Below are 22,962 nucleotides of genomic sequence, written 5' to 3'. Positions count from 1 at the left end.
GATGGCCGGCAATGGTAAAAAGGCTGAACCCTTGCACATAATCCTTTTGGTACTTTTCATCATAGCGTATATTTTTTCGGCCATCCGTCCATTGGATCGGCTGGCTTGGATGGGTCAGATGACGCCTGCCCTCCTGCTCGTTTTCTTGCTGATTGTGACTTACCGGAAGTTCCGTTTCAGCACCTTCGTCTATGTGATGGCTTTTTTGCATGCTTTGTTGTTGGTGTACGGCGCGCACTTTACCTATTCCCAGAATCCTTTGTTCAATCAATGGAAAGAACAGTTCGGTTGGGAGCGCAATTACTTTGACCGGGTGGGGCATTTCGCCCAAGGATTCGTGCCAGCTTTTTTGGCCAAGGAGTTTCTGCTGCGGGGCGGTTACGTCAAGAAGGGCAAAATGCTGACTCTCATCGTCATTCTGTCCTGCCTCGGTTTCAGTGCAGCCTATGAGCTGAGCGAATTCGCAATCGTCAAAATCATGGATGTGCCCGCCGATACTGTGATGGGGACTCAGGGTGACGCCTTTGACAGCCTTTGGGATATGATATGGGCATTGATCGGTGCGACTCTGGCGGTGTTTGTGTTTGGACCTTTTCATGATAAACAAATGGAAAAGAAATGAGGTGGTAAATGGAATTCTGGTTGATGAATAGTTTTATGCAGTAAATGGAACGGTTAATTGTCATTATTTTACAGTCATTACAGAAAGAAGGAACATCATCATGAAAGAGATAACCACAGAAAAATTACGTCGCTTCAATCTGACCATGGGTGGACTCCATCTGGTCCAAGGGATTGCGATGCTGTTTTTGGCAACGAACGTCATCCAGAAAATCGGTGAGTTCAGTCCTGAAATCAGCCAATTCTATTTGGCCTTCAATCCCGAAACGCGTTCGCTGGAAACGGCTTCGCGTGTCCTTTTCGAATTGCCGTTCGGTATCCTCGTCGCTTCGTTCTTGTTTATTTCCGCCATTGCGCATGCCTTGATTTCAATTCCCAAAAATCTGAATGCGATCTATAATGCTGATTTGGCAAAGGGTATCAACAAATTCCGCTGGTTCGAGTATGCACTCAGTTCGTCAATCATGATTGTTTTGATCTCCACTTTGTTCGGTATCTACGATATCGCTTCGCTCATTCTGATCTTCATTGTCAACGCTACCATGAATCTCTTCGGGCTCGTGATGGAGCAGCTGAATGCGGGCCATTCAAAAGATAACATCCAATGGGGGCCGTTCATTTGGGGCTCGATTGCCGGAATTGCACCATGGATCGCCATCTTGCTCTACATGTTCGGGACCGGCAATTTCGGTGAGGTGCCTTGGTTTGTCTGGGCAATCGTCGGCACTTATTTCGTTGCTTTCAACACTTTCCCGATCAACATGATTCTGCAGTACAAGAAAGTCGGAAAATGGGCGGACTACCTCTACGGGGAGCGGGTCTATATCGTGCTCAGTCTGGTTGCGAAATCGATCCTGGCTTGGCTTGTGCTTTTCGGAGCGATGCAGCCGTGATGAAGCTTATCTATAGGCGATAGACTTTACAAAAAAATGACAGTATTTTTCAATACAGTTTACAAAAGAAGTGTATATTGAATGTGTAGAGGAAAGGCGACTATTTTCTGTGTTGCTTGCACTCGAATGATCATGCTTCAGCCGGCCAGGTTGGGCGTCCACCAGAAAGCTTCTGATGGATGCCCAACCTGGCCGATTTTTTCGGTTTTTACCCGGAATGCCATTATTGGCATTCGCGGGGGACAAGGTCTACAATGGTTTTAAAGAACAGAATGCAGTTGGCATCTAAAAAATGTCCGAAAGGAAGGGGAAGAACAATGGATATGTCTCAAGCCTTCAGGGATGGATTTATTTGGTCGTTGCTTTGGGCGGCTGTCATTGCTTTGACACTTTGGAAGATGCCTCAGCAGCTAGTGCATGACTACCCCAAGGAAATCCAAGCAGTTGTGGTACTGCCTCCCGTAAACAAGAAGATATACAAATGGATCATCGTTCCGGCACTCATCATTTTGGTCGGTTATCTGTTTTTCAGCGTCATCACAACATACGGCGCAGCTGAAGTTGCGTTCTGGGTGCCGATGCTGCATATTTTTGTCATGTGCATCGTTTGGAACAGTGTTGATCTCCTTGTCATGGATTGGTTGATTTTTTGTACGATTCAGCCTAAATTTATGATTCTGCCGGGCAGTGAGGGACATCCAGCCTATAAGGATTACTACTTTCATTTCCGGGGCTTTTTGATTGGATGTGTCTATTCTGCAATCGGCGGGGTTGTCTGTGGTGGCATAGGCTTTGCGGTCCTTAAACTGTTTTATTGGTAATAAGGAAATAGAATTGAGGGGGAAGTCAAGATGAAAGAACTGCAGCAAATCCCAGGCATCGGGCCGAAGATGGCGGCTACCCTGGTTTCATTGGGGATAAATACCATCGAGGACCTGCGCGATAAGGATCCGCAGGAACTTTATGAGCGTTTGAACCGGATATCCGGTTTTCGGCAAGATCCATGTGTACTGTATACTTTTCGCTGCGCCGTCTATTATGCGACCGAACCATGTCCGGATCCTGAAAAGCTGAAGTGGTGGAACTGGAAAAATGGATAGGCAGCCAAACCGTCCTCTTTACTAATTATACCTGCAGGGGTATAATGATTTTTAACAAATCTGTCGAAGACTTACAGGGTGAAGGAGACAATAATGGCGCAGGAATTCTATAAGAAAATATACTCAGTAAGGGAATTTTATACGATATTGTACGAGGGAATCCGCACAATGAAATACATGATCAAGGCCAAAAAGAAAAAAGAATTGAGTCCGGAATTTATCGAAAGGATCATGCTGGGAGTGACGGAAGTCAATGGCTGTGAAGTTTGCTCCTATGCCCACACGAAAATGGCTCTCGAACAAGGAATGGCTGCGGAAGAAATCAAGCAATTGTTGTCCGGATCCGCTGAAGAAATACCTGTCGACGAAATGCCGGCGTACCTTTTCGCCCAACATTATGCCGACAGGAGAGGCTATCCGACCGAAGAATCCTGGGACCGGATCGTTTCGCTCTATGGGGAAGACAAGGCGAAAGGGATTTTGGGTGCCGTTCGCGCCATCATGGTCGGCAACGCCCATGGCATCGCGTTCAGTGCCTTCGCTAGCCGCTTAAAAGGCAAACCAGTCAAAAAAAGTAGTCTGCTGTATGAATTAACGATGATGTTGAGCATCATCGTCTATCTGCCGCTGACTCTGCTCCAGGCTGTGATTGATGGCATGTTCAAGAAACCGATCATCAGTTTCTGAGGTATTTTTTAGAGAAACATGTGGATTCGTTTGTGGATAACGAAAAAGAATAAGCTGTGGACAGACCATTCAAATGGTTTATCCACAGCTTATTCACGTTTAACAGCAATAGATTTCCGTCAGATCCGTTCCAGATTCTTCAGCGACAGATCGAGGATTGCCGAAGAGTGGGTCAGAGCGCCTGATGAAAGGTAATCCACACCGGTGTCGCGCAAGGCGGCGATGTTTTCAGCGGTGAGGTTGCCGGAGCACTCCACCAAGGCGCGCCCGTCAATCAAACGGACGGCTTCCTTCATCTCGGCCGGAGTCATGTTATCCAACATGATGATGTCGGTTTTCGCCTCGAGCGCTTCGTTTACCATCTCCAAGTTTTCCACTTCAACCTCGATTTTATGCACAAAGGAAGCATATTCCCGCGCAGCAGCGACAGCCTGCTTGATGCCACCTGCCGCAGCGATATGGTTGTCCTTCAGCATAATGCCGTCGGATAGGCTGAAGCGGTGATTGTGACCGCCGCCGACCTTCACAGCATATTTTTCGAAAATCCGGTTGTTTGGTGTCGTCTTGCGGGTGTCGAGCAGCGTGATGCCACTGCCTTCAAGCAAGTCGACGATTTTGCGGGTATGCGTGGCGATACCGCTCATGTGCTGGAGATAATTCAGGGCTGTGCGTTCGCCGGTCAGGATGATCCGGATGTCGCCGATCACTTCAGCCAAAAGTTCTCCCGATTGGACAGCATCTCCCTCCTGGCAATGGAAAATCACTTCGATCGTGTCGTCTTGGAGGGTGAAAGCCCTGGCAAAGACGGACAGCCCCGCAATGATGCCGTCCTGTTTGCACAACAGTTGCGCTTTGCCTTTTACATAACCTGTGATGATGGCATTGGTCGAGAGATCCTCGGTTGGGATATCCTCGTCGAGCGCCGCCAAAATCAGGCGATCCATATTATTTTGCATGGGCTTCCTCCTCGATTCCGATTAATTCTAATAGATTTCTTGTAGCTTCATTCAAACCGTCCGCGATGGAACGGGCATCCGGTTCGGGAAACGGATAAGGAAGCGCGCGCTGGGATTCCGCATCGATGGCTTGGGCAGCACTTTTACTGAATACTAAGCTTTCCAACAGCGAGTTGCTCGCCAGGCGGTTCTTCCCGTGGACGCCGTTGCAGCTCGTCTCTCCGGCTGCGTATAGGTTCGCCAATGAAGTTTTGCTCTGCAGATCGACTTCGATGCCGCCCATGAAGTAATGCTGGGCGGGCACGACCGGGATGTAGTCCTCGGTCAGATCATAACCTTCCTGCAGGCAATGGGCGTGGATGCCCGGGAACCTTTCGGAAATCGGTCCGTCGATATGTCCTTTCAAGAGCATCCGGACATAGGGCAAGCGATCTTTCTCCATCTGAGCGTAGATTTCTTTTGTCAGCAGGTCGCGCGGCAGAAGTTCATCAGCGAAGCGTTGGCCATCTTTTCCGACAAGGATGGCGCCTTCCCCGCGCAGCGATTCCGACATCAGGAATGCTCTGCCTGGTCTGCCGGTATACAGCGAAGTCGGGTGAATCTGGACGTAATCCATATCTTTGACGCGGATGCCGTGCTTCAGCGCAACGGCGATGGCGTCGCCTGTCAGATGCGCGAAGTTGGTCGATTTGCTGAATAGGCCGCCGATTCCGCCGGTGGCAAGCAGCGTGTTTTGGGCATAGACATTGTAAAGCTTACCAAATTTGTCGCGGAGCACTGCACCGTGGCAACGATCGTCGGCAACCAACAGATCGACAAGCGTGCTGTTCTCCAGGATAGTCACATTCTTCAGTTCTTTGACCCCGGCAATCAGTTTGCTGTTGATTTCTTTGCCTGTCATATCTTTGCAATGCAAAATTCGGGCTCTGGAGTGGGCGCCTTCTTTTGTATAGGAAAAGAAGGCGCCCTTTTTGTCGAAAGCGACGCCCAAATCGATTAGATCATCGATGATTTCTTGTGAATGATTGATCATGATTGCAACTGCCGCTTCGTTATTTTCGTAGTGGCCAGCACGCAGCGTATCCTCTAGGAAGGACTCGAAATCCGTTTCGTCGCGCTGGACGCAGATGCCGCCTTGGGCAAGGAAGGAATCATTCTCTTCCAAAGTCCCCTTGGTGACGATCAGGATTTTTTTGTCGCAGCCGAGGTTGAGGGCTGCGAAAAGACCGGCTACTCCAGTTCCGATGATGAGGACATCATAGTTGCGCATGAGTCTTCACCTCGGCCAATTCCAGCATCCGTTCCAACGGTTGCAGTCCTTTTATGCGCAATGCTTCATCCATTTCCACAACAGGTTCGAAAGTATCCAGAGCATAGATGATCTTCTCCACGGTATTAAGTTTCATGTCGGGACAGACCTGACCGACGGAAGGGGCATGGAACCTTTTGCCCGGCGACCGTTTTTCCATTTCATGGATGACGCCGATCTCCGTGCAGATGATGAAATCCTGGGATGGGCTCTTTTCGGTATAGGCGACGAGGTCCGATGTACTACCGACAAAATCAGCCAGATCAAGGATTGCCTCTTTGCATTCAGGGTGGGCCAGAATTTCGGCTTGCTGAAGGTCGCGTTTCATCTTCAGGACATCGACAACGCGGATGCTGGTATGGACCGGGCAATAGCCGTCATTGAAGAGGAAGGTTTTCTCGGGAAGCTGACGGGAAATGTATCTGCCCAAGTGCTCGTCGGGAATGAAGTAAATGTAGCGGTTGGGAAGTGCGGCGATGACATTTTTCGCGTTCGATGACGTGACGATGACATCGGCATAGCCTTTGATTTCAGCGGTGGAATTGATGTAGCAGACGACGGCCACATCTTCGTAAGTTTCGCGGATTTTCTGGATGTCGCGGATTTTGACCATATGGGCCATCGGACAATCCGCTTGCAGGTCAGGCATCAGGACGATTTTCTCCGGATTCAGCATCTTCGCGCTTTCGCCCATGAAGGCGACGCCGCAGAAAACGATCACTTTTTCCGTGACTTGTGCTGCAATTTTGCTCAAATAGTACGAATCCCCGATAAAATCTGCGATATCTTGAACGGCTCCAGGAACGTAGTAGTGTGCGAGAATGACGGCATCTTTTTCTGCTTTCAGCTGCAATATTCTTTCCGTAAGTTCATCCATGGTTGCGACCCCTTTTTTATGATAGTTTAATGAAAACGACTATATCACGTAACTTTACAGGTGTCAAGACACCTTGTGAAGAAAAGAACTTATGGAGCTTATTTGGCCATTTCATTTCGAGACTAACAGAATTCATCAAATAGCATCAGCTACCCATCAACAGTGATCGATGCAAAAAAGCCTTTCCCAATTTTGGAGAAAGGCTTTTTATGTGTGTGACTTCTTAATATTTTTCGAGGCTCTTATTGAACGCATCCAGATGTCCTTCCGAAGCATTGCGCAAAGCCGTAAAAGTTGCACGAACGTCATCCGGGATGTCCTGTTCGAGGAATTTGTTGTACATCGCGATATTATCCACTTCTCCTGTGGCGCAGTTCTCCAAACCTTCCTTGATATCCGCTGCCTGTTTTAGGTGGTCTGCCGATTCGTCAGCCGGAATCGCCAAGTTGTATTTTTCGAACAGAACGGTCATTTCAGAGATATGCTGTGCTTCAGCTGATACGATGTTGTTGAATGGAGCTTGATCTCCGAAAGTTTCCAGTACGTAGGTATATTCTCCATTGGCCAATTGCTCATCCTGGATGGCATATGTGAACATTTCTTCCATCGTCAGATCGTTGTCCGCCAAGGCTCCGACTGCACCGTATATATAAGGTGCTTCATTAGAATCGTCTTCTTCCTTGTCGCCTTCTTCGCTGTCTTCCATCATGGATTCATCTTGTTCGGAACTGCTGGCTGCTTCTGACCTGCTTTCGACCATTTCCGATGAGCCTACTGCTGAAGAATCATTTGTTTCTGTATCATCGTTTGCGGTACAACCGGCCAATAACAACAGACTCAACAATGTGGCCGATCCGTAGAGTTTCTTCTTACTGTTCATTTTTTTCGTCCTTTCAGTTTAAGCGATAGGAGTGATTGGGATTTGGGAAGGGGCCAAACATTTTCAGATGATGAATGGCAAACTTAAACAAAGGCCTTGTCACCTTAAAGGTACGCCTCACCAGAAAAAATGTCAAAAAATGGGGACTTGTCAGCAGCAAAATTTTCCACCCCAAAAGCTATCTCAATATTTGCATAGATGCTCCGTTTTGAGTACTATTGACTTATAAGAACATTTCTATTTTGCATGCAAAACCACATTTTTTTAAGGAAACAACGGCCATTATTTTTCTTATAAGGAACAACGGAAGAGGAGGAAATAGGATGGAAACGAAACAACTGGGAACACCCATCAAAATCACGGTGGCTGTGACTTATCTGATCATGATAGCCGTCAATGCCATGGCGAATATCCTGCCGATCAATGGCATCGACACCGGTGCGGTATCAGATTCTTATCCGAACTTGTTTGCGCCTGCTGGATTGACGTTTTCGATTTGGGGCGTCATCTATTTGTTGTTGTTGGGTTATACGCTTTACCAATTCGGTATTTTTCAAGGGGATAAGAGCAAGGTGAAGACGGAATTGTTGCGGAAAGTCGGTATCGTCTTTTCGGCCAGTTCAGTAGTCAACGCCGCTTGGATTTTCAGTTGGCATTACCGCATGATCGGCCTGTCGGTGATCCTGATGCTGGTGATTCTGCTGAGCCTGATCTACATCAACCAGTTGATCCTGAAGGGAAAACTCGATCAGAAGGAGAAACTGTTCATCCGTCTTCCGTTCAGCGTCTATTTCGGCTGGATTACGGTGGCGACGATCGCAAACATCACGACGCTGCTGGTCGACATCGGCTGGAATGGTTTCGGAATCTCCGAGTCGATTTGGACAATCCTGATCATCATTATCGGATTGGCAATCGGAGCCGTCACGATGATCCGCAACCATGATATCGCCTACGGGCTTGTGATCATCTGGGCTTATGCGGGAATCCTGATCAAACACATGTCGCAGGACGGATTTGCCGGACAATACAAGGGCATCATCACGACCGTCATCGCCTGCATCGTGCTGATGGGCGTGGCGATCGGTTACGTGCTCTTCGCGAAGAAACAAGCTCCATCTGTCCTGAAATGATTATAATTTCGACAATGGGGTAGTTTGAGTGATTAGAAACAGAGGTTCCTGCACCGATTCAACTGAATCGGTGCAGGAACCTGTTTTTTCGCGGTGTCACGCCTTTTAAGCTGCCATCGTATTGATGGTCGTGGGGATGCGGAAGTGATAAAATAAGCATGAGACAATGGGCTTCAGAAAAGGAGACGTGGAGAAAATGAGCTTTGTGATTGAAATGGTAGAAACGCAGGAACAACCGACTTTGGTTTTGAAAACGATTACTCCGGTAAGCGAGCTTCCGAAAATATTAGGGAAGGCCTTCATGGACATCGTCACGTACATCATTGGATTGGGTGAACAACCGGTTGGGCCGGCTTTCGTCGGCTATTTCAATATGGATATGGAAAGGCTCGAATTGGAAATCGGTTTTCCGGTATCCAAAGCGCTACCGGGCAAAGGCGATATCATCGCCGGGAGCATTCCGGCAGGCAAGCAGGTCAGTTGCATGTACAAAGGTCCGTATATGGAGATGCCGCCCGCTTATGAGGAAATCCAGAAATGGATCAAGGATAATGGTTACAAGCCGCTTGGTCCGGTTTATGAACACTATTACAATTCGCCAGAGGAAGTGCCTGAAAGCGAACTGTTGACGAAAATCGTATTCTTGGTGGAGTGAGAATCAGCCGATCCCTATTTCAAAAAATGAGGCGATACCTATGACGGACGTAATGATCAACAAAGAAGTGGAAGCATTTTTTGCCGGAAAACCGGAAACCAAAGCTTTGTTCATGGCTGTGGAAAGGAAAATCCGGGCAATCGGACCCGCCATAATCACGGTGACAAAGACCCAGATTTCTTTTGCCACGCGGACACAATTTGCCTGGGTTTGGATGCCGCAGCCGACGGACAGAAAGAGGCCGTTGCACAGCCTTGTACTGAGCTTCGGCTGCGGGCGCCAGATTGTGCATGATCAGATTGTCGAAGCCGTCGAACCGTATTCCGGCCGATGGACGCACCATGTCATCATAGCGGAGGAAGCGGATCTGACGGGTGTCCTCGATGTCTGGCTGCTGGAAGCGTACCGGTTCTCGGAAACGCGCGGACGGCAGCCTTCTTCAAAGATATAAGCAGCCGCAAAGCGAGCGCAAGGGGGGAAACATCATGAGTGAGACGCATCTGCACAAAGGACGCCAGACAGTCAAATTGGGTTTGATCAAGGTTGTGCACGACCTCTTTCCGGAGGAGACACTGAAGACATCCTATTCCATTTTGGAAGGGGTCTTCTGCAACCTTTACGGATCGATTCTGTCGACAAGGGAAGTGAAGCAGATCGAACGGAAACTGCGGGAGTGGGTCGAAAAGGACAGCAGCATCGTGTTGCTCCGGAAAGAAGGCGGCTATTACCATTACCAAGTGGGAGACATCATCGTGAAGGCCGTCTATCCGGCTTTTACGGATACCTTCCTCGTGGAACCTTTTACCATTCTGCCGTTTTCCTATGGGTTCATCGTAGATTTCGGGGACATCGACAAAGGCAGCGACAGACCACTGATTCCGCCGGTGCAGCTATCAGCTGCGTTCGAAAAGAATCAACGCTGGATGGATAATATCAACATTGAACAGGTCCAAGACGTGAATGACTATATCCGATCCGGGCGCACGATGAAATTGGTCAGCATCGCCGAAGCTTTACATGAAAAGGAAATTTCCATCATTGCGGACGCTATCCTGCAGCATCGGCGCGCCTTGCGCCTGCTGTTGGTTTCGGGGCCTTCCTCTTCAGGGAAAACGTCCTTCACCCAAAGATTGTCGACGCAGCTGGAAGTGAACGGGCTGAAGCCGATTGCGCTGTCTTTGGACCATTATTTCGTGGACAGGGAGCATACGCCTCGGGATGCCGACGGAAAGTACGACTTCGATAGCATGGAGGCGTTGGATTTGCCATTGCTGAAACAACAAATCGCGCAGCTGATCGCCGGAGAGCGCGTATCCGTTCCTCAATTCGACTTCATCACCGGCCAGCGTCTGGCCGAATACAAGCCGATGCAGGTCGGTCCATCAGAGATACTGATCATTGAAGGCATCCATGCCCTGAATCCGGAACTGGTCACCAGCATCAACCGCAACCTCATCTACAAAATCTACATCAGCGCGCTCGGCGGCCTCAACATCGACCTGATGAGCCGGGTTCCAACTTCGGAAATTCGTCTGCTCCGCCGTTTGGTGAGGGATGATAAATACAGGGGTGTCACACCGGAAAATACGATCCATCAGTGGGAAAGCGTTCGCCGCGGCGAGTACCAGAATATCTTCAAGTTCCAGGAAGAGGCTGACGTGATGTTCAATTCCAGCATGATTTACGAAATGAATGCGCTGCGCCCATTCGCGGAAACGGCGCTGCAGAAGATTCCCGCCGACAGCCCTTATTACGATACGCGCGAGCGGCTCCTGAATCTGCTGAGTTTCTTCGAACCGCTGGACGTCTCGAAAGTGCCGTTCAATTCCATTCTGAGGGAATTCATCGGCGGCAGCATTTACTACGATTGAGCCGAAAAAGGAAGGACCGATGGAAATGGAACGGACAGAAATCATCGCTTGGCTCTTGGAGGGCGATGCAGCCATCCAATATCAGACAAAACGCGATCTGTTGCATGAAGATCCGGCGGGCTTGTCCGACTTGAGGGATAAAATTGCCGAGGAAGGCTGGGGACGTGCTTTTCTGGAACGGCAACAGCCGGATGGCCATTGGGGACGTGCGTTCTATCAACCGAAATGGACGAGCAGCCATTACACCTTGGTGGATCTGCGCAACCTCTGCATCCCGGCAACATCGGAAATCAAGAAGGCGTTGGCGCTCATCCTCGCCATTTCGATCGGGCCTGACGGTGGCATCAATCCATCAAAGGACATCGAGCAGAGTGATGTCTGCATCAACGGGATGTTTATGAACTATGCTTGCTACTTCGGGATGGAAGAGGAAAAGCTGAGGTCGGTGGTCGATTTCATCCTTAGCCAGCAGCTGGCCGATGGTGGCTTCAATTGTCGGCTGAACCGTTCCGGTGCTCGGCACAGTTCGGTGCATTCCACGCTCAGCGTCCTGGAGGGCATCCATGAGTACGTCACAGCCGATTATGCCTACCGGGCGGATGAATTGAAGCAAGTGGAAAGCGAAGGACAGGAATTCCTTCTGCGGCACAGACTCTACAAATCCGACCATACCGGCGCAATCATTCATCCAAGCTTTTTGAAATTGGTCTACCCGCCGCGTTGGCGCTATGATATTTTGCGCGCGCTCGATTATTTCCAAAGTGTCGGTTATCCGTATGACGAAAGGCTGCAGGATGCTTTGGATGTTCTGAAGGCGAAACGCTTACCTGACGGACGCTGGAAAACGCAGGCCCATCATCCTGGCGAGGTGCATTTCCAGATGGAACAAGCCGGAAAAGCGAGCCGCTGGAATACGCTCAGATGCCTGCGGGTGTTGGCATTCTATCATCAAGACGAAACAGCAAACGGAAATCGGGGATGATTAGGATGGAGCAAAAAGAAAAGAACCAGCTACTCGAAAAAATCCAAGGGAAACCCGATCTGGAAGCATTCGTCAGCGAGGTGCTGCGGCAACCGGAATATATAACCGAGTTGTTTGCGATCATCAAGGCCGATCCGGGCAGCGCAAAATTTTATTGCGAAAAGGCCATCCGCATTGTGAGTGAGCGGAAGCCTGAATGCATCTATCCGTATTTCGTAGAAGTGGCGGAGCTGATCGAGAGCCCGAACAGTTTCATCAAATGGGGAGCGATCACCACGCTGTCGAATCTGGCGGCTGTTGATACAGAAAATAAATTTGCATCAGTCTATGAAAAGTATTTCAGTTTGATAGAGGCGGACGCAATGGTGACGGCGGCGAACGTTATCGGAAACGCTTGGAAAATCATCCTCAGTAAGCCGGAATACGAACAGGATATTACGAAGCGCATGTTGCGGATTCCGCAAAACACCTATCTTTACAAAGGGGAACCGTCCCCGGAATGCAGAAACATCCTTTGTGGGCACGCAATCGATTGTTTCGACAAATACTTCGAGTTGGCCCATGACAAAAACGGAATCTTGGCTTTTGCCTCTGCGCAAACGCACAATTCCCGGAAGCAAGTAGCCAAAAAGGCTACGGCTTTTCTGAAAAAGCATATGCAACAGATCAACGTGTAAGGAGGTTTGTCGATGTCCGAACCGAAAATACCCGAAGCCTGGCTCAACTGCAGGAACCCGCAGGAATGGCATGACTGGTTAGTGCAAAACCATGATCAAGAGGATCAGATCTGGTTGAAAATCAAAAAAGCCCACGCTGCAGGCGAGGGCATCCTGCTGGCGGAAGCGGTCGAAGAGGCGCTCTGTTTCGGCTGGATCGACGGCAAGATGTACAGTTTGGGTGAAGAAAGCTTCATCATCCGCGTCACGCCCCGCAGATCCGGAAGCGTGTGGTCGTTGGTCAATCGAAGGCGCGCTGAGGCTTTGATTGAGGCTGGGAGGATGACTGAAGCCGGTTTGGCGGCAATCCAGGCGGCGAAGGTCAATGGGAAATGGCAAGCGGCCTATTCCTCGAAGGAAGTACCGGATCTGCCCGAGGAATTGGAGCAGGCCTTCAGAGATGATCCGGTTGCCCGCGAGCATTTCGAAAGCTGGCCGACCGGCGAAAAGGCTCACTACCTTTTCTGGATTGCCCAAGCAAAACGTCCCGATACCCGCAAAAAAAGGATCGCCGAAACATTGGAACGGGCAAAAATAATAAAAAACCATCCCCCTGAAGAGGATGGCCGAGCTTGATGCGGTAGACAGTCTACAGCAACTCCTGCGCCAATAGGGAATAGGTTTTGAGCCGCGCCTGTTGGGAATGCGGCATGCTGATGATCATCGCTTCGTCGAACCCGTACTGGTCCTGCAGATTCAGCAATGTTTCGGCTGCCTCTGTTGCAGTCCCGAGAATGTGCGTTTTGCGGATGTCGTTGATGAGTTGCTTCTCGATTTCCGTTAACGGGTAAGCGGCGGCTTGTTCCGGAGTCATCAGATGGTTGCGCATCATTCCGCGGAAGAGCTGCATCTTGAAGATCGCATACGGCAACTCTTCGTAGAGCGCTTCTTCGCGCGTATCCGCGACGATGGCATGGAAGGCGACGTTGATCTGTTTTTCGGGCATGGCTACGGACGGAACAAAATATTGCTTGTAGAGATCGAAAATGCTTTTATCAAGCGTCCCGGTGAAGAACTGTGCGAAAGAATATCCGACGCCCATTCTGCCGGCTTGTACGGCACTATTGCCGCTTGACCCCAACAACCAAGTCTGTGGTATCGTCACAGCGACCGGAGCTGCGGGAGTATCCCGGTAAAGCGGGTCATGCGGTTTCCGGTCTTCCAACAGATCTAAAATCGTCTGCAGTTTTTCGTAGTGATTATCCAATTGAGGCGGATTGCCCTGCGCCAATGCGTGCATGGACTGACGGTCGCCTCCAGGGGCACGACCCACGCCCAGATCGATCCGACCGGGCGCAAAGCCGGCCAATGTTTTGAAGACTTCCGCGATTTTCAAAGGGGAGTAATGCATCATCATGACGCCGCCGGTCCCGACACGGATCCGTTCCGTCGCAGCGGCGATGAAGGCGGCGATGATTTCGGGTGCGGCGCTTGCCATCAAATTGCTGCCGTGATGCTCGGCGAACCAAATGCGTTCGTACCCATGAGTGTCGCCTAAACGGGCGAGTTCTTTGGCGTTCTGCAGGGATTGTTCGGCAGTACCTCCTGCTGTGATGTGGACTTGGTCCAAGATGCTGAGTTTCATAATTTCCTCCGATTTTTCATTCTGAATAAATTTGTGCAGGCTTTGTGCGAAATGCTGATAAGATGACTATAACAAACCCAATCGTTTGGGACAAAGAATCAGCTTTTAAAATGTAAGCAAAAATAGCGGAAGAAGGGGCGGAAATGAAAGCAATCATAAAAGATGTACTGTCCGGCTTGCTTATTTTTGTACTGATTATGGTGTTGGAATTTGCGGTTACGTTGCCGTTCGGGGAGCCTGGCAATGAGAGTGGAGATCTTGCCGTCTATCTGAATCGGGAATTCCTGTTGACGGCAATTCCGGCCGCAATCCTGACCTACATGGCGGCGATGGTGACGAAAGTTCCGACCATCGTCAGCGCCTACCGCAAGAGCATCATCTGGACGGTTGTGGTATTGGGGTTGTACACGATCAGCGCTGTAGGGAACGACAATGTCGGTCCGATTTTCGGATCATATGGCTTCTACCTCTTGTTGCTGGGGGTCTTCATTGGGCCGATCCTCTACGCCAAGTTTAAGAGACTGACTTAACAGAAAAGGAGTGGGAATGTGAGCATCATCCATCATATCGAAATCAATGTCAGCGACCTGGCTGCAAGTAAGGTATTTTGGTCTTGGCTGCTGGAAAAGCTGGGATTCAGCAAATACCAAGAATGGGATCAAGGCTTCAGCTATAAGGAAGATGATTCTTACATCGTCTTCGTGCAGACAGCCGACCGCTTTCTGGATGAATCCTATCACCGCAGCCGGACGGGATTGAACCATATCGCTTTCGCGGTCGACACAAAACATCAAGTGGACGAATTTTATTCGGAACTGCAACGTCGCGGCATGCCATTGCTGTATCCCGAAAAGCATCCCTTCGCAGGCGGAAAAGAACACTACGCCGTCTTTTTCGAAGACCCCGATCGGATCAAAGTCGAGGTCGCAGCAAGGTTCCCATTCGGACAGACGAAACACATCCATTAATGGCGAAAATTTAAATAACAGAAAGTGGGAAAGGCTATGGAAATCGGGATCATCATCCACTCTTTGACAGGTAATACATTGTCGGTAGCGGAGCGGCTGCAGGAAAGGCTGATAGCTGACGGGCATGACGTAGAAATTGAACAGCTCAAGACTACCGGGGAGGAAAACACGAACGAGACGAACAGCGGAAACATCACACTGAAGTCCTATCCGGATCCGCAAGCGCACGATCTCCTGATCATTGCCGGACCAGTTAGAGGAGCATCGGCTTCCCCTGTCCTGAAGCATTATTTTTCGCGGATTAGCCAATTTGAGAACAAGCCGACGCTCCTGTTTGTGACTGAGTTTTTCCCTTTCCCATGGATGGGCGGCAAAAATGCTTTGAAGCAGATGACGGCACTTTGCGCAGAACACGGCGCCGACGTCATCGGTAGCGGCGTCATCAACTGGAAGAATCCGCACCGCGAAAGGCAGATCACAGATTTGCTGCAGCAGTTCAGCGATTTGGCAACGCGGATGGACAAAAAAATAAAATAGTAAGCCGCGTAAGTTATCCGGAAAGGGGCATCAAGAGATGATAACCATCTTCAATCCCAAGGAACAGAAGTGGCCAATTAAGGTGTGGCTGGAGAATGAGGAACAGATAGGCGAGGATTGTCTGCAGCAAGCGAAGAATTTGGCGAATCTGGCGTTTCTGTATCAATGGGTCGTGCTGATGCCGGATACGCATTCCGGATATGGCATGCCAATCGGGGGCGTCATCGCTGCCGAAAAGGTCATCATTCCGAATGCGGTCGGGGTGGATATTGGCTGTGGGATGAGCTTTGTCCAGACGAACATCCCCGTAGAACGGCTGATCGAGATCGAGACACCGAACGGGAAACTGGCCCAGGCAATCGCGGGCGACATCCTGCGGAATATTCCGACCGGCTTCGAGCACCACAAGAAAAAACAGCAATGCGAATCGGTCGCCCGCTTCCTTGAGGGCATGACGCCCGAGGAAAAGGAAACGATGCCGCAGGAATTGATGAAGGAACTTGATGACGCTGCCTATCAAGTCGGCACGCTCGGCAGCGGCAACCATTTTATTGAACTGCAGACGGACGATCAGGGAAAGCTTGGCATCATGTTGCATTCTGGGTCGCGCAATCTGGGCTTCAAAATCTGCCATTATTTCAACGATTTGGCCAAGGAAGTGAACAGACTGGACCAGTCTCCGGTCCCTCCCGAGTGGGATCTGGCTTATTTTTCCACCGAAAGTGATCTCGGGAAACTGTATCTCCGCTGGATGAAATTGGCGATGGATTTCGCCGAAGAAAACCGTAACCAGATGATGGAGAAGGTGCTCGATATCGTCCGACTCTGGGTGAAAAAATATGCCGGCATCAACCACGTCAATTTGTCGGATGCCGTCCACTGCCACCACAATTATGCCGCACTGGAAGAACACTATGGCAAAGAAGTCTGGGTCCACCGCAAAGGAGCTATCCGCGCCGGTACTGGCGAAATGGGCATCATCCCGGGAGCGATGGGAACGTATTCCTATCTGGTGAAAGGCAAAGGCAATCCGGAAAGCTTCCTTTCCTGTTCGCATGGGGCGGGCAGGCGCATGAGCCGTTTGGATGCCAGGGAACAGTTCAGTGTCCAGGACACCATCTTGGATTTGAGGGCATTAGGCGTTTTTCTCGCGAAAGCCAAACGGACAGATGTCGGTACGGAATCGCGTTTTGCTTATAAGGCAATCGACTTTGTGCTCTCACAGGAACTGGATCTCGTCGAACCGGTCCGCCGCCTCAAGACCGTAGCTGTAATAAAAGGCTGAAAAGAAAAGAGGGACAAAAATGGAACTGCAGGAAAGGTACATCGCGGCCGGCCTGAAACATATCCCGCCGACCGAAAAAGATGAAGTGGAAAAAGCCATGCGCCGCATCATCGCGGAGCGGCTGCAGGAACGCGGCGATTCTTCCGAAGAGACGGAACGCGAAGTGTTGAGAGGATTGGGGAGTCCCAGGATTCTGGCTGAAAAGCAACTGAAGGAACCGCCTCATCTGATCGGACCGGAATTGTACGGCACCTATATGTTGATTGTTAAAATAGTCATGACTGTGGCGGTCATAGGCACGCTGATCGGGAATACCGTCGATTTCATCATCAACGGCGAAACCCTGCTGCATTATTTCGCCCAAAGTTTCGCAGCAGCAATTGGTGTGGCAATTGGGGCCTTCGGGTGGGTGACGCTCGTGTTCGCAATCATGGAAAGGACGGCAAAGCAGAAAATCCTGACGGAAATCCAGGAAGACTGGAGTCTGGCTGATCTGCCCGAGCAGGAAGTCCCGCAGAAACCGTTCAGCAGAATAGGCGTTGGTTTCGGTATTTTTTTCACGGTGCTGCTCATCGTGCTGGTCAACCAATACAGCCACCTGCTGGGTTTCTACTTTACCTTGGACGGGGGTGGCAGGCAATTCATGCCGATATTGAACGGGGAAGTATTCCGGGGCTATTTGCCTTACATTAACGGCATGTTGGCGCTACAGTTGCTCTTTACCGCCAGCAAACTCCTGTTCACCCGATGGACCTATCCGGTCGCGACCGCGAACCTGATTTTGAACGCCCTATCCTTCGCACTGCTGTGGATCATCCTTCAAGATTCCGCGATCCTGGATCCTGAGCTTGTTTCCAACATCGCAAAAGCAACGGACGGGAAGGTGGCGCTTTCGACTATGTTCAATACGATCAAAGCCGTCTTCCTGTTCATCTTCCTGCTAGACTCCTTCGAAGGGTTCCATGATGCCTACAAAAATAGCAAAAAGCCGGTCTGAACCGGCAACCTAGTTCTGCGGGTATGTGAAAAGCGGGGCGGATGTTCTATAATGGGAATGCATACAAAACGGGATTCCGCTGAGCGGCGGACCGGTATTTTTGGAGGGAACCAATTAGTTATGGAACAGACAAAAGCAAAAGAATACATCCTTTACAATGAAATCACGAATGAATATCTGACGCGCGTAACCTTCATGGGCAGCATCGTCTATAAGACGACGACGCTCGATTTGGCGATGCGTTTCTCCGAACAGGATAAGGAAAAGCTCGAGGCGATGGGTGCCGGCAATCCGGAAAAGGTGCTGAACAACATCGAAGCGACGGCCTTCGGAAACGACAGCGATGTGAAGGAAACATACAGACTCTCCAACCTGAGTTTCCTTTCCATCAACGACTTGACGCCGGAAGAGCGGGCAGCCTTCGATCAGGAAATCGAAGAGGGCAAAAAGAAAGCTGCCAGGATCCATTGCTGCCGGATCGTCAATAGATAAACTCCCAAGAGGCAGCCAGCCAGCAATCAATCAAACCAGTCATTATTCATCACCGAGCAGTAGGTTCATTCTCAGGTCAGGTTGCACAAGCCAGCCCCGTAAAACAGATTGCTGCTGACTTCGAATGACACTCCTCGAATGGAAATTGAGGAACGCCACCGAAAAGGCAAAAAACGGGCGCTATGCAATCATGTTGCATAGCGCCCGTTTTTCATATTTTTTTATTTGCTTGTAGCTACTTCGACTTTTGCTGTTTTTTTGACAGCCGTCACATTGCCCAACGGCAGGACTTCTTCGCCGTAGACTTCGTTCAAAACTTGTGCCAAAGCACCGTAGATTGCTGAGAATCCGCAGAAAATACCTTCGTAACCAGCGATTCTTGAAATCATTTCATTGCCCGTGAAGTCTCCCAAAGCAAGCAGGAAGAAAAGCAATGTCAAAGAACCGAAGACGATCTGCAGGTTTTTGCTGATGCGCAATGTTCCGACGAACATGCCCAAAGTGAACAGTCCCCACATGAACAGGTAAGCAGCCATCGCTTGAGCTGATGCCGCTTCACCCATGCCAAGACCGGGCATAACGATCGTTCCGACAAGGGAAAGCCAGAAGAAGCCGTAAGAAGTGAAGGCAGTTGCGCCGAAAGTGTTGTTTTTCTTGAATTCCATGATGCCGGCAATGACTTGCGCCATGCCACCGAAGAAAATACCCATTGCCAAAATCATCGTGTTCATCGGGAAGTAACCTGCATTGTGGATGTTCAACAGGACTGTTGTCATGCCGAAGCCCAATAAGCCAAGCGGTGCTGGATTAGCAGTGAATTCTTTTAAGCTGACGATCGTGTTGTTCTGTGTGTTTGATGCATTTTTCATTAGTAGTCCGTTCTCCTTTGATTTCAAATCTGAAAATAATGTCAGGGTGATTATATCCATATTGCTTGCTGTCGTCAATCTGTTTCGGGGAAAGTACACTAAAAGTTCATTTTTGATGCGACTGCAAGTACGCTTTGATGAAAGCGCTATCTCTTTATGAGTGCTGTGAAGAAGTGATTCTGCAGAGAAAATAATAAAACGATTTTGAGGAATTTTGAAAGGATGGAAGAGAAAATGATGGCGATAAAAAAAATCATTGCGGTTGGTGGGGTCCTGCTCGGGACTGCCGGGGTTGTTCATGCTTACCTGCGCACAACTCCCTCGAAGGCCGCTAGGGAATTTACCGATTTGGCGGAAGATTTATTGAAGGAAACGGAGCCGGTAAAGGGACGCTTCACGGAAGCTGATATTGTGACGCTGCCTGGCCCTGTCCGACGCCATCTGCGCCGTTGCGGTCATCTCGGGAAACCGAAAATGGCCTACATGAAGATAGTTTTTCCGGAAGTCGCCTTTTCGCTCGGAAAGGGAAAAAAGAGGATCAAGATTGCCTATACGCAATATAATTTTGTGGCTGGGCCCGACCGCATTGCCTACATCGACAGTTCGCTCTACGGCATACCTTTTGAAGGGGTGGATGCCTATGTCGACGGCAAGGGCTCGATGAAAGGGACCATCGCAAAAAAAATAACCCTGTTCGACATCGATGGGGCAGCGATGGATAAGGCCAGTTTGGTGACGTTTCTCTCCGAGTGCCTCTTCGTTCCGAACGCTGCGCTTCAGGACTATATCAGCTGGGAGGCCATTGATGCACACCACGCCAAAGCGGTGATCACGGCATACGGCACCACTGCGGAAGGGATCTTCACGTTCAATGAAGATGATGAGATGATTGCCTTCACGACCGATGACCGGGAAGCCACGACGATGGATGGAAAAAGCGAGAAAGTCAGATGGTCAGCCCTGTGTGGCGGTTATAAGGAAATCAACGGCATCCGCCAGCCGACGGATCTGAAGGCTGTCTGGCACTATGACGAAGGGGATTTCACATACTTTGATGCGAAAGCTGCGATGATGAGTTATGACAAACAATAATGAATGGAAAGAATGGAAAGGATTGACGGAGGCGGAAGCTGCTGAACGTAGAGTCCGATACGGAGCGAACGCATTGCCGGTACCGAAGCACCGCCTCCTGGGCCTGATTCTGAGGCAATTTCGGGGCATCTTCAATCTGATACTGCTGTTTGCGGCGGGTGTGACCTTTTCGCTGGGAGAGCCGATCGACGGCGCCTTTATCCTGTTGTTTGTGTTCCTTGGGACAGCACTCAACGTCTATCAGGAGCACAAATCGAATCAGGCCGCTGATAAATTGAAAGCCTATCTGCTTAGCACAATCACGGTGATGAGGGACGGGATTGAACAGGAAGTGCCGACCGAGACCTTGGTGCCTGGGGACATCCTGAAGCTCGAGTCGGGCGATATCGTGCCGGCTGATGCTATTGTCCGCGTTGCCCGTGATCTTCTGGTCGACGAGACGACTTTTACAGGAGAGTCTATCCCGGTTACGAAACATGCGTCTGCTTCAAGCACAACCGCCGCTGATGAAGATCGCCTGCTGCAAGGGATTGTGATCGTTAGGGGAAATGCCTTGGCTGAAATCACGGCAATCGGCCAAGGGACGCAATTGGCGCATATCGCTTCGACGGCATCAACCGTCCAGGCGGAGAGCGAACTGGTCAAGAGTGTGGATAAAATAAGCAACTTTACCATGAAAGTGACGTTGTTGACGCTCGGATTCGTCGTGGTGGCGAACATCCTGATCGAAGGTCGGCAGGCGGATGTCACGGGTCTGGTGATTTTTGCGATTGCGCTGGCCGTATCGGCCATACCGGAAGCTTTGCCTTTGGTGTTGACGTTCTCGCTTTCACGGGGAGCCTTGGAATTCGCCAAACGCGATGTCATCGTCAAACGGCTTTCTGCGGTCCAGGATTTGGGATCAGTCAATCTGTTGTGCACCGACAAAACCGGCACAATAACGGAAAACCATCTTGTTTTCAGCAATGTCTACCCGATGGCGGGATCGCCTTACGATCCGCTGGTCTTGGCGCGCTTGGCCGCCATCAACCTGCATGACCGGATACCGGAACCTTTCGACCATGCAAGCGATGAGGCACTCACACCTGCGCAACGGCAGATTGTGGACCGCTACATTCTCGTGCAGGAGGAAGCTTTTGATCCGGCATTGCGCAGCAACGGTGCGGTCGTGAAACAGGCAGACGGAACAGCACTGCATATCCGCCGCGGGAGCCCGGAATATTTCTTCGGCGAAGGCCTGATTTCCCTTGATGCTGTCGCGGATTGGCTGCAGGCGGAGGAAGAAAAAGGCCATCGGGTACTCGGTGTGAGCTATGATGATGGCACCGGTGCGCATTTCGGTGGATTCGTCTCTTTTGTGGACCGCATCAAGGATTCCACTATTGCGACCGTAGCTGCCGCAAAACAGATGAATGTCGCCATAACAGTCATCACCGGAGATGCCCTGAAAGTGGCAGAGGCAGTCGGAAGGGAAGCCGGTCTGGTGACGGAGAGCGCTGAAGTGACGGAAGCAGCTGCATTTTTGGCATTGCCGCTGGCCGAAAGGAAGAAACACGTGTCCTCGATCCGTGTCTTTGCCCGAACAACGCCGGATCAGAAACTGGAACTTATCCAAATGTTGAAGGAACAATTCACGGTTGGTTACTTGGGTGAAGGGATAAATGACGCACCGGCCCTGAAGGCGGCGCATGTCTCGATGGTCGTTCAGTCGGCGGCGGATGTCGCCCGCGAGACCGCCGATATCGTATTGTTGCAGAACGATTTGCAGGTGATCGTCGATGGCATTCGCTTCGGGCGGGAAACGCACGCCAATACGATGAAATACATCCGCGCCACTTTGATCTCGAACTTTGGAAATTTCTATGCGGTCGCAATCGGATCGCTTTTCATCAGCTTTTTGCCGATGCTGCCGAAACAGCTGCTGCTTTTGAATCTATTGTCCGATTTTCCGATGATGGCCATCGCCTTTGACCGAGTATCGGCTCAGGAAGTCGAACGGCCGCAACGGTATGATCTGCATTCGCTCTACATCATTTTCGTTACGATGGGGCTCGTCAGCACCGTCTTCGACTTCATTTGTTTCGGGTTGTTCTATCGGATTTCCCCGGCAGTGCTGCAGACCAACTGGTTCATCGCCAGCGTTCTTACGGAGATTTTGTTGATGCTTTCCATCCGCTCTTTGTCGCCGATCACCAAGGCAGGCTGTCCGGCCCCGTCGATTGTGATTCTTTCGGTGATTGCCATAGTACTCGCTGTAGCCTTGCCAATGATCCCCGCTACTGCCGCCTTCTTCGAATTCCAAACGCCGACAATGGCGCATTTGGGGATCATTTTGGGGATTGCCTTCGCTTATCTTATCGTTACGGAACTCGTCAAACGCCCGTTGTCCGGATTCGTCAAAAAGAAATAGTCCGGCCGCTGAGGAATCAAAAGAACAGCAAGTTGAAAGGGGGGAAG

26 protein-coding genes are annotated in these 22,962 nt (G+C 50.2%); 20 read left to right on the top strand and 6 right to left on the bottom strand.

The features are described from left to right. The first annotated feature begins 1 nt into the window (after position 1). The 5 genes from WBM30_RS08600 (at position 2) to WBM30_RS08580 (ending at position 3,301) form a co-directional block, all read left to right on the top strand. On the top strand, positions 2–622 hold the full coding sequence (locus WBM30_RS08600) for a DUF2238 domain-containing protein (protein ID WP_424900328.1): 621 nt from the start codon (positions 2–4) through the stop codon (positions 620–622). 100 nt (positions 623–722) lie between these two features. After that, on the top strand, positions 723–1,514 hold the full coding sequence (heR, locus tag WBM30_RS08595; protein WP_424900327.1) for a heliorhodopsin HeR: 792 nt from the start codon (positions 723–725) through the stop codon (positions 1,512–1,514). A 317-nt stretch (positions 1,515–1,831) separates the two neighbouring features. Then, a complete protein-coding gene (locus tag WBM30_RS08590) occupies positions 1,832–2,335 on the top strand; it encodes a hypothetical protein (RefSeq protein ID WP_424900326.1) in 504 nt (167 codons plus the stop codon). Between the two features lie 30 nt (positions 2,336–2,365). Then, the gene (locus tag WBM30_RS08585) at positions 2,366–2,614 is read left to right on the top strand and encodes a helix-hairpin-helix domain-containing protein (protein WP_424900325.1); all 249 of its coding nucleotides are present in this window, start codon (positions 2,366–2,368) and stop codon (positions 2,612–2,614) included. 168 nt (positions 2,615–2,782) lie between these two features. After that, positions 2,783–3,301, top strand: a complete 519-nt coding sequence (locus WBM30_RS08580; protein ID WP_424900324.1) for a carboxymuconolactone decarboxylase family protein — start codon at positions 2,783–2,785, stop codon at positions 3,299–3,301. Positions 3,302–3,420: 119 nt separating this feature from the next. On the opposite strand, the gene nadC is transcribed toward WBM30_RS08580, so the two are convergent. From nadC to WBM30_RS08560, 4 genes are all read right to left on the bottom strand, one after another. Next, a complete protein-coding gene (nadC, locus tag WBM30_RS08575; protein ID WP_424900323.1) occupies positions 3,421–4,257 on the bottom strand; it encodes a carboxylating nicotinate-nucleotide diphosphorylase in 837 nt (278 codons plus the stop codon). Further along, positions 4,247–5,527, bottom strand: a complete 1,281-nt coding sequence (locus tag WBM30_RS08570; RefSeq protein ID WP_424900322.1) for an L-aspartate oxidase — start codon at positions 5,525–5,527, stop codon at positions 4,247–4,249. The genes nadC and WBM30_RS08570 overlap by 11 nt, the downstream gene beginning before the upstream one ends. Beyond that, entirely contained in the window at positions 5,514–6,443 is a 930-nt protein-coding gene (nadA, locus tag WBM30_RS08565) for a quinolinate synthase NadA (RefSeq protein ID WP_424900321.1), read from the bottom strand. Before nadA ends, WBM30_RS08570 begins: the two co-directional genes overlap by 14 nt. Positions 6,444–6,666: 223 nt before the next feature. Continuing rightward, positions 6,667–7,323: a DUF2202 domain-containing protein gene (locus tag WBM30_RS08560; RefSeq protein WP_424900320.1), complete on the bottom strand. Its 657-nt coding sequence runs from the start codon at positions 7,321–7,323 to the stop codon at positions 6,667–6,669. Between the two features lie 323 nt (positions 7,324–7,646). On the opposite strand from WBM30_RS08560, the gene WBM30_RS08555 reads away from it, so the two are divergent. The 7 genes from WBM30_RS08555 to WBM30_RS08525 all read left to right on the top strand — a co-directional run bounded on the left by WBM30_RS08555 (position 7,647) and on the right by WBM30_RS08525 (position 13,256). After that, positions 7,647–8,456: a tryptophan-rich sensory protein gene (locus WBM30_RS08555; protein WP_424900319.1), complete on the top strand. Its 810-nt coding sequence runs from the start codon at positions 7,647–7,649 to the stop codon at positions 8,454–8,456. 196 nt (positions 8,457–8,652) lie between these two features. Continuing rightward, the gene (locus WBM30_RS08550) at positions 8,653–9,111 is read left to right on the top strand and encodes a GyrI-like domain-containing protein (RefSeq protein ID WP_424900318.1); all 459 of its coding nucleotides are present in this window, start codon (positions 8,653–8,655) and stop codon (positions 9,109–9,111) included. Positions 9,112–9,151: 40 nt separating this feature from the next. Continuing rightward, positions 9,152–9,562, top strand: a complete 411-nt coding sequence (locus WBM30_RS08545) for a DUF5655 domain-containing protein (RefSeq protein ID WP_424900317.1) — start codon at positions 9,152–9,154, stop codon at positions 9,560–9,562. 34 nt (positions 9,563–9,596) lie between these two features. Beyond that, positions 9,597–10,982 carry a uridine kinase family protein gene (locus WBM30_RS08540; protein WP_424900316.1) on the top strand — a complete coding sequence of 462 codons (1,386 nt, stop codon included), beginning with the start codon at positions 9,597–9,599 and terminating at the stop codon, positions 10,980–10,982. Between the two features lie 25 nt (positions 10,983–11,007). After that, positions 11,008–11,964, top strand: a complete 957-nt coding sequence (locus WBM30_RS08535) for a hypothetical protein (RefSeq protein ID WP_424900315.1) — start codon at positions 11,008–11,010, stop codon at positions 11,962–11,964. A 5-nt stretch (positions 11,965–11,969) separates the two neighbouring features. Next, positions 11,970–12,641: a hypothetical protein gene (locus WBM30_RS08530; protein WP_424900314.1), complete on the top strand. Its 672-nt coding sequence runs from the start codon at positions 11,970–11,972 to the stop codon at positions 12,639–12,641. Between the two features lie 12 nt (positions 12,642–12,653). Next, positions 12,654–13,256 carry a YdeI/OmpD-associated family protein gene (locus tag WBM30_RS08525; protein WP_424900313.1) on the top strand — a complete coding sequence of 201 codons (603 nt, stop codon included), beginning with the start codon at positions 12,654–12,656 and terminating at the stop codon, positions 13,254–13,256. 13 nt (positions 13,257–13,269) lie between these two features. Here the strand turns inward: WBM30_RS08525 and WBM30_RS08520 are convergent, their stop codons facing one another. Then, the gene (locus WBM30_RS08520) at positions 13,270–14,265 is read right to left on the bottom strand and encodes an MsnO8 family LLM class oxidoreductase (protein ID WP_424900312.1); all 996 of its coding nucleotides are present in this window, start codon (positions 14,263–14,265) and stop codon (positions 13,270–13,272) included. Positions 14,266–14,408: 143 nt separating this feature from the next. Here WBM30_RS08520 and WBM30_RS08515 point away from each other — a divergent pair, with 143 nt between their 5' ends. Genes WBM30_RS08515 through WBM30_RS08490 form a run of 6 tightly spaced genes read left to right on the top strand, consistent with a single transcriptional unit; the run spans position 14,409 to position 18,544 of the window. Beyond that, on the top strand, positions 14,409–14,795 hold the full coding sequence (locus tag WBM30_RS08515) for a hypothetical protein (protein WP_424900311.1): 387 nt from the start codon (positions 14,409–14,411) through the stop codon (positions 14,793–14,795). Positions 14,796–14,819: 24 nt separating this feature from the next. Then, the gene (locus WBM30_RS08510) at positions 14,820–15,233 is read left to right on the top strand and encodes a VOC family protein (RefSeq protein ID WP_424900373.1); all 414 of its coding nucleotides are present in this window, start codon (positions 14,820–14,822) and stop codon (positions 15,231–15,233) included. 36 nt (positions 15,234–15,269) lie between these two features. After that, on the top strand, positions 15,270–15,770 hold the full coding sequence (locus WBM30_RS08505) for a flavodoxin family protein (protein WP_424900310.1): 501 nt from the start codon (positions 15,270–15,272) through the stop codon (positions 15,768–15,770). A gap of 37 nt (positions 15,771–15,807) precedes the next feature. Beyond that, positions 15,808–17,055 (top strand): RtcB family protein, encoded by a 1,248-nt coding sequence (locus WBM30_RS08500; RefSeq protein ID WP_424900309.1) that lies wholly within the window; start codon positions 15,808–15,810, stop codon positions 17,053–17,055. 19 nt (positions 17,056–17,074) lie between these two features. After that, on the top strand, positions 17,075–18,052 hold the full coding sequence (locus tag WBM30_RS08495) for a hypothetical protein (protein WP_424900308.1): 978 nt from the start codon (positions 17,075–17,077) through the stop codon (positions 18,050–18,052). Positions 18,053–18,103: 51 nt separating this feature from the next. Beyond that, positions 18,104–18,544: a hypothetical protein gene (locus tag WBM30_RS08490; RefSeq protein ID WP_424900307.1), complete on the top strand. Its 441-nt coding sequence runs from the start codon at positions 18,104–18,106 to the stop codon at positions 18,542–18,544. A gap of 221 nt (positions 18,545–18,765) precedes the next feature. On the opposite strand, the gene WBM30_RS08485 is transcribed toward WBM30_RS08490, so the two are convergent. Further along, positions 18,766–19,413: an acetate uptake transporter gene (locus tag WBM30_RS08485; protein ID WP_086985661.1), complete on the bottom strand. Its 648-nt coding sequence runs from the start codon at positions 19,411–19,413 to the stop codon at positions 18,766–18,768. 222 nt (positions 19,414–19,635) lie between these two features. On the opposite strand from WBM30_RS08485, the gene WBM30_RS08480 reads away from it, so the two are divergent. Then, positions 19,636–20,505, top strand: coding sequence for a DUF6544 family protein (locus tag WBM30_RS08480; protein ID WP_424900306.1), 870 nt, complete (start codon positions 19,636–19,638; stop codon positions 20,503–20,505). After that, positions 20,492–22,915, top strand: a complete 2,424-nt coding sequence (locus tag WBM30_RS08475) for a cation-translocating P-type ATPase (protein WP_424900305.1) — start codon at positions 20,492–20,494, stop codon at positions 22,913–22,915. Before WBM30_RS08480 ends, WBM30_RS08475 begins: the two co-directional genes overlap by 14 nt. Positions 22,916–22,962: the final 47 nt, after the last annotated feature.

Origin of the sequence: Trichococcus sp. (assembly GCF_049684335.1) — a bacterium.
GTDB lineage: Bacteria > Bacillota > Bacilli > Lactobacillales > Aerococcaceae > Trichococcus.
Note: the sequence above shows the minus strand (reverse complement) of the source record. Positions and strands in the feature narration are given on the sequence as shown.

Excerpts from the sequence above, each read along its gene's own strand:
- WBM30_RS08550 (WP_424900318.1), top strand. The coding sequence starts at position 8,653 with ATGAGCTTTGTGATTGAAATGGTAGAAACGCAGGAACAACCGACTTTG.
- WBM30_RS08490 (WP_424900307.1), top strand. The coding sequence starts at position 18,104 with ATGGGAATGCATACAAAACGGGATTCCGCTGAGCGGCGGACCGGTATT.
- WBM30_RS08475 (WP_424900305.1), top strand. The coding sequence starts at position 20,492 with ATGACAAACAATAATGAATGGAAAGAATGGAAAGGATTGACGGAGGCG.
- WBM30_RS08545 (WP_424900317.1), top strand. The coding sequence starts at position 9,152 with ATGACGGACGTAATGATCAACAAAGAAGTGGAAGCATTTTTTGCCGGA.
- WBM30_RS08520 (WP_424900312.1), bottom strand. The coding sequence starts at position 14,265 with ATGAAACTCAGCATCTTGGACCAAGTCCACATCACAGCAGGAGGTACT.
- WBM30_RS08535 (WP_424900315.1), top strand. The coding sequence starts at position 11,008 with ATGGAACGGACAGAAATCATCGCTTGGCTCTTGGAGGGCGATGCAGCC.
- WBM30_RS08505 (WP_424900310.1), top strand. The coding sequence starts at position 15,270 with ATGGAAATCGGGATCATCATCCACTCTTTGACAGGTAATACATTGTCG.
- WBM30_RS08590 (WP_424900326.1), top strand. The coding sequence starts at position 1,832 with ATGGATATGTCTCAAGCCTTCAGGGATGGATTTATTTGGTCGTTGCTT.
- WBM30_RS08560 (WP_424900320.1), bottom strand. The coding sequence starts at position 7,323 with ATGAACAGTAAGAAGAAACTCTACGGATCGGCCACATTGTTGAGTCTG.
- WBM30_RS08495 (WP_424900308.1), top strand. The coding sequence starts at position 17,075 with ATGGAACTGCAGGAAAGGTACATCGCGGCCGGCCTGAAACATATCCCG.
- WBM30_RS08500 (WP_424900309.1), top strand. The coding sequence starts at position 15,808 with ATGATAACCATCTTCAATCCCAAGGAACAGAAGTGGCCAATTAAGGTG.
- WBM30_RS08540 (WP_424900316.1), top strand. The coding sequence starts at position 9,597 with ATGAGTGAGACGCATCTGCACAAAGGACGCCAGACAGTCAAATTGGGT.
- WBM30_RS08525 (WP_424900313.1), top strand. The coding sequence starts at position 12,654 with ATGTCCGAACCGAAAATACCCGAAGCCTGGCTCAACTGCAGGAACCCG.
- WBM30_RS08580 (WP_424900324.1), top strand. The coding sequence starts at position 2,783 with ATGAAATACATGATCAAGGCCAAAAAGAAAAAAGAATTGAGTCCGGAA.
- heR (WP_424900327.1), top strand. The coding sequence starts at position 723 with ATGAAAGAGATAACCACAGAAAAATTACGTCGCTTCAATCTGACCATG.
- WBM30_RS08530 (WP_424900314.1), top strand. The coding sequence starts at position 11,970 with ATGGAGCAAAAAGAAAAGAACCAGCTACTCGAAAAAATCCAAGGGAAA.
- WBM30_RS08600 (WP_424900328.1), top strand. The coding sequence starts at position 2 with ATGGCCGGCAATGGTAAAAAGGCTGAACCCTTGCACATAATCCTTTTG.
- WBM30_RS08480 (WP_424900306.1), top strand. The coding sequence starts at position 19,636 with ATGGAAGAGAAAATGATGGCGATAAAAAAAATCATTGCGGTTGGTGGG.
- WBM30_RS08515 (WP_424900311.1), top strand. The coding sequence starts at position 14,409 with ATGAAAGCAATCATAAAAGATGTACTGTCCGGCTTGCTTATTTTTGTA.
- nadA (WP_424900321.1), bottom strand. The coding sequence starts at position 6,443 with ATGGATGAACTTACGGAAAGAATATTGCAGCTGAAAGCAGAAAAAGAT.
- WBM30_RS08555 (WP_424900319.1), top strand. The coding sequence starts at position 7,647 with ATGGAAACGAAACAACTGGGAACACCCATCAAAATCACGGTGGCTGTG.
- WBM30_RS08485 (WP_086985661.1), bottom strand. The coding sequence starts at position 19,413 with ATGAAAAATGCATCAAACACACAGAACAACACGATCGTCAGCTTAAAA.
- WBM30_RS08570 (WP_424900322.1), bottom strand. The coding sequence starts at position 5,527 with ATGCGCAACTATGATGTCCTCATCATCGGAACTGGAGTAGCCGGTCTT.
- WBM30_RS08585 (WP_424900325.1), top strand. The coding sequence starts at position 2,366 with ATGAAAGAACTGCAGCAAATCCCAGGCATCGGGCCGAAGATGGCGGCT.
- nadC (WP_424900323.1), bottom strand. The coding sequence starts at position 4,257 with ATGCAAAATAATATGGATCGCCTGATTTTGGCGGCGCTCGACGAGGAT.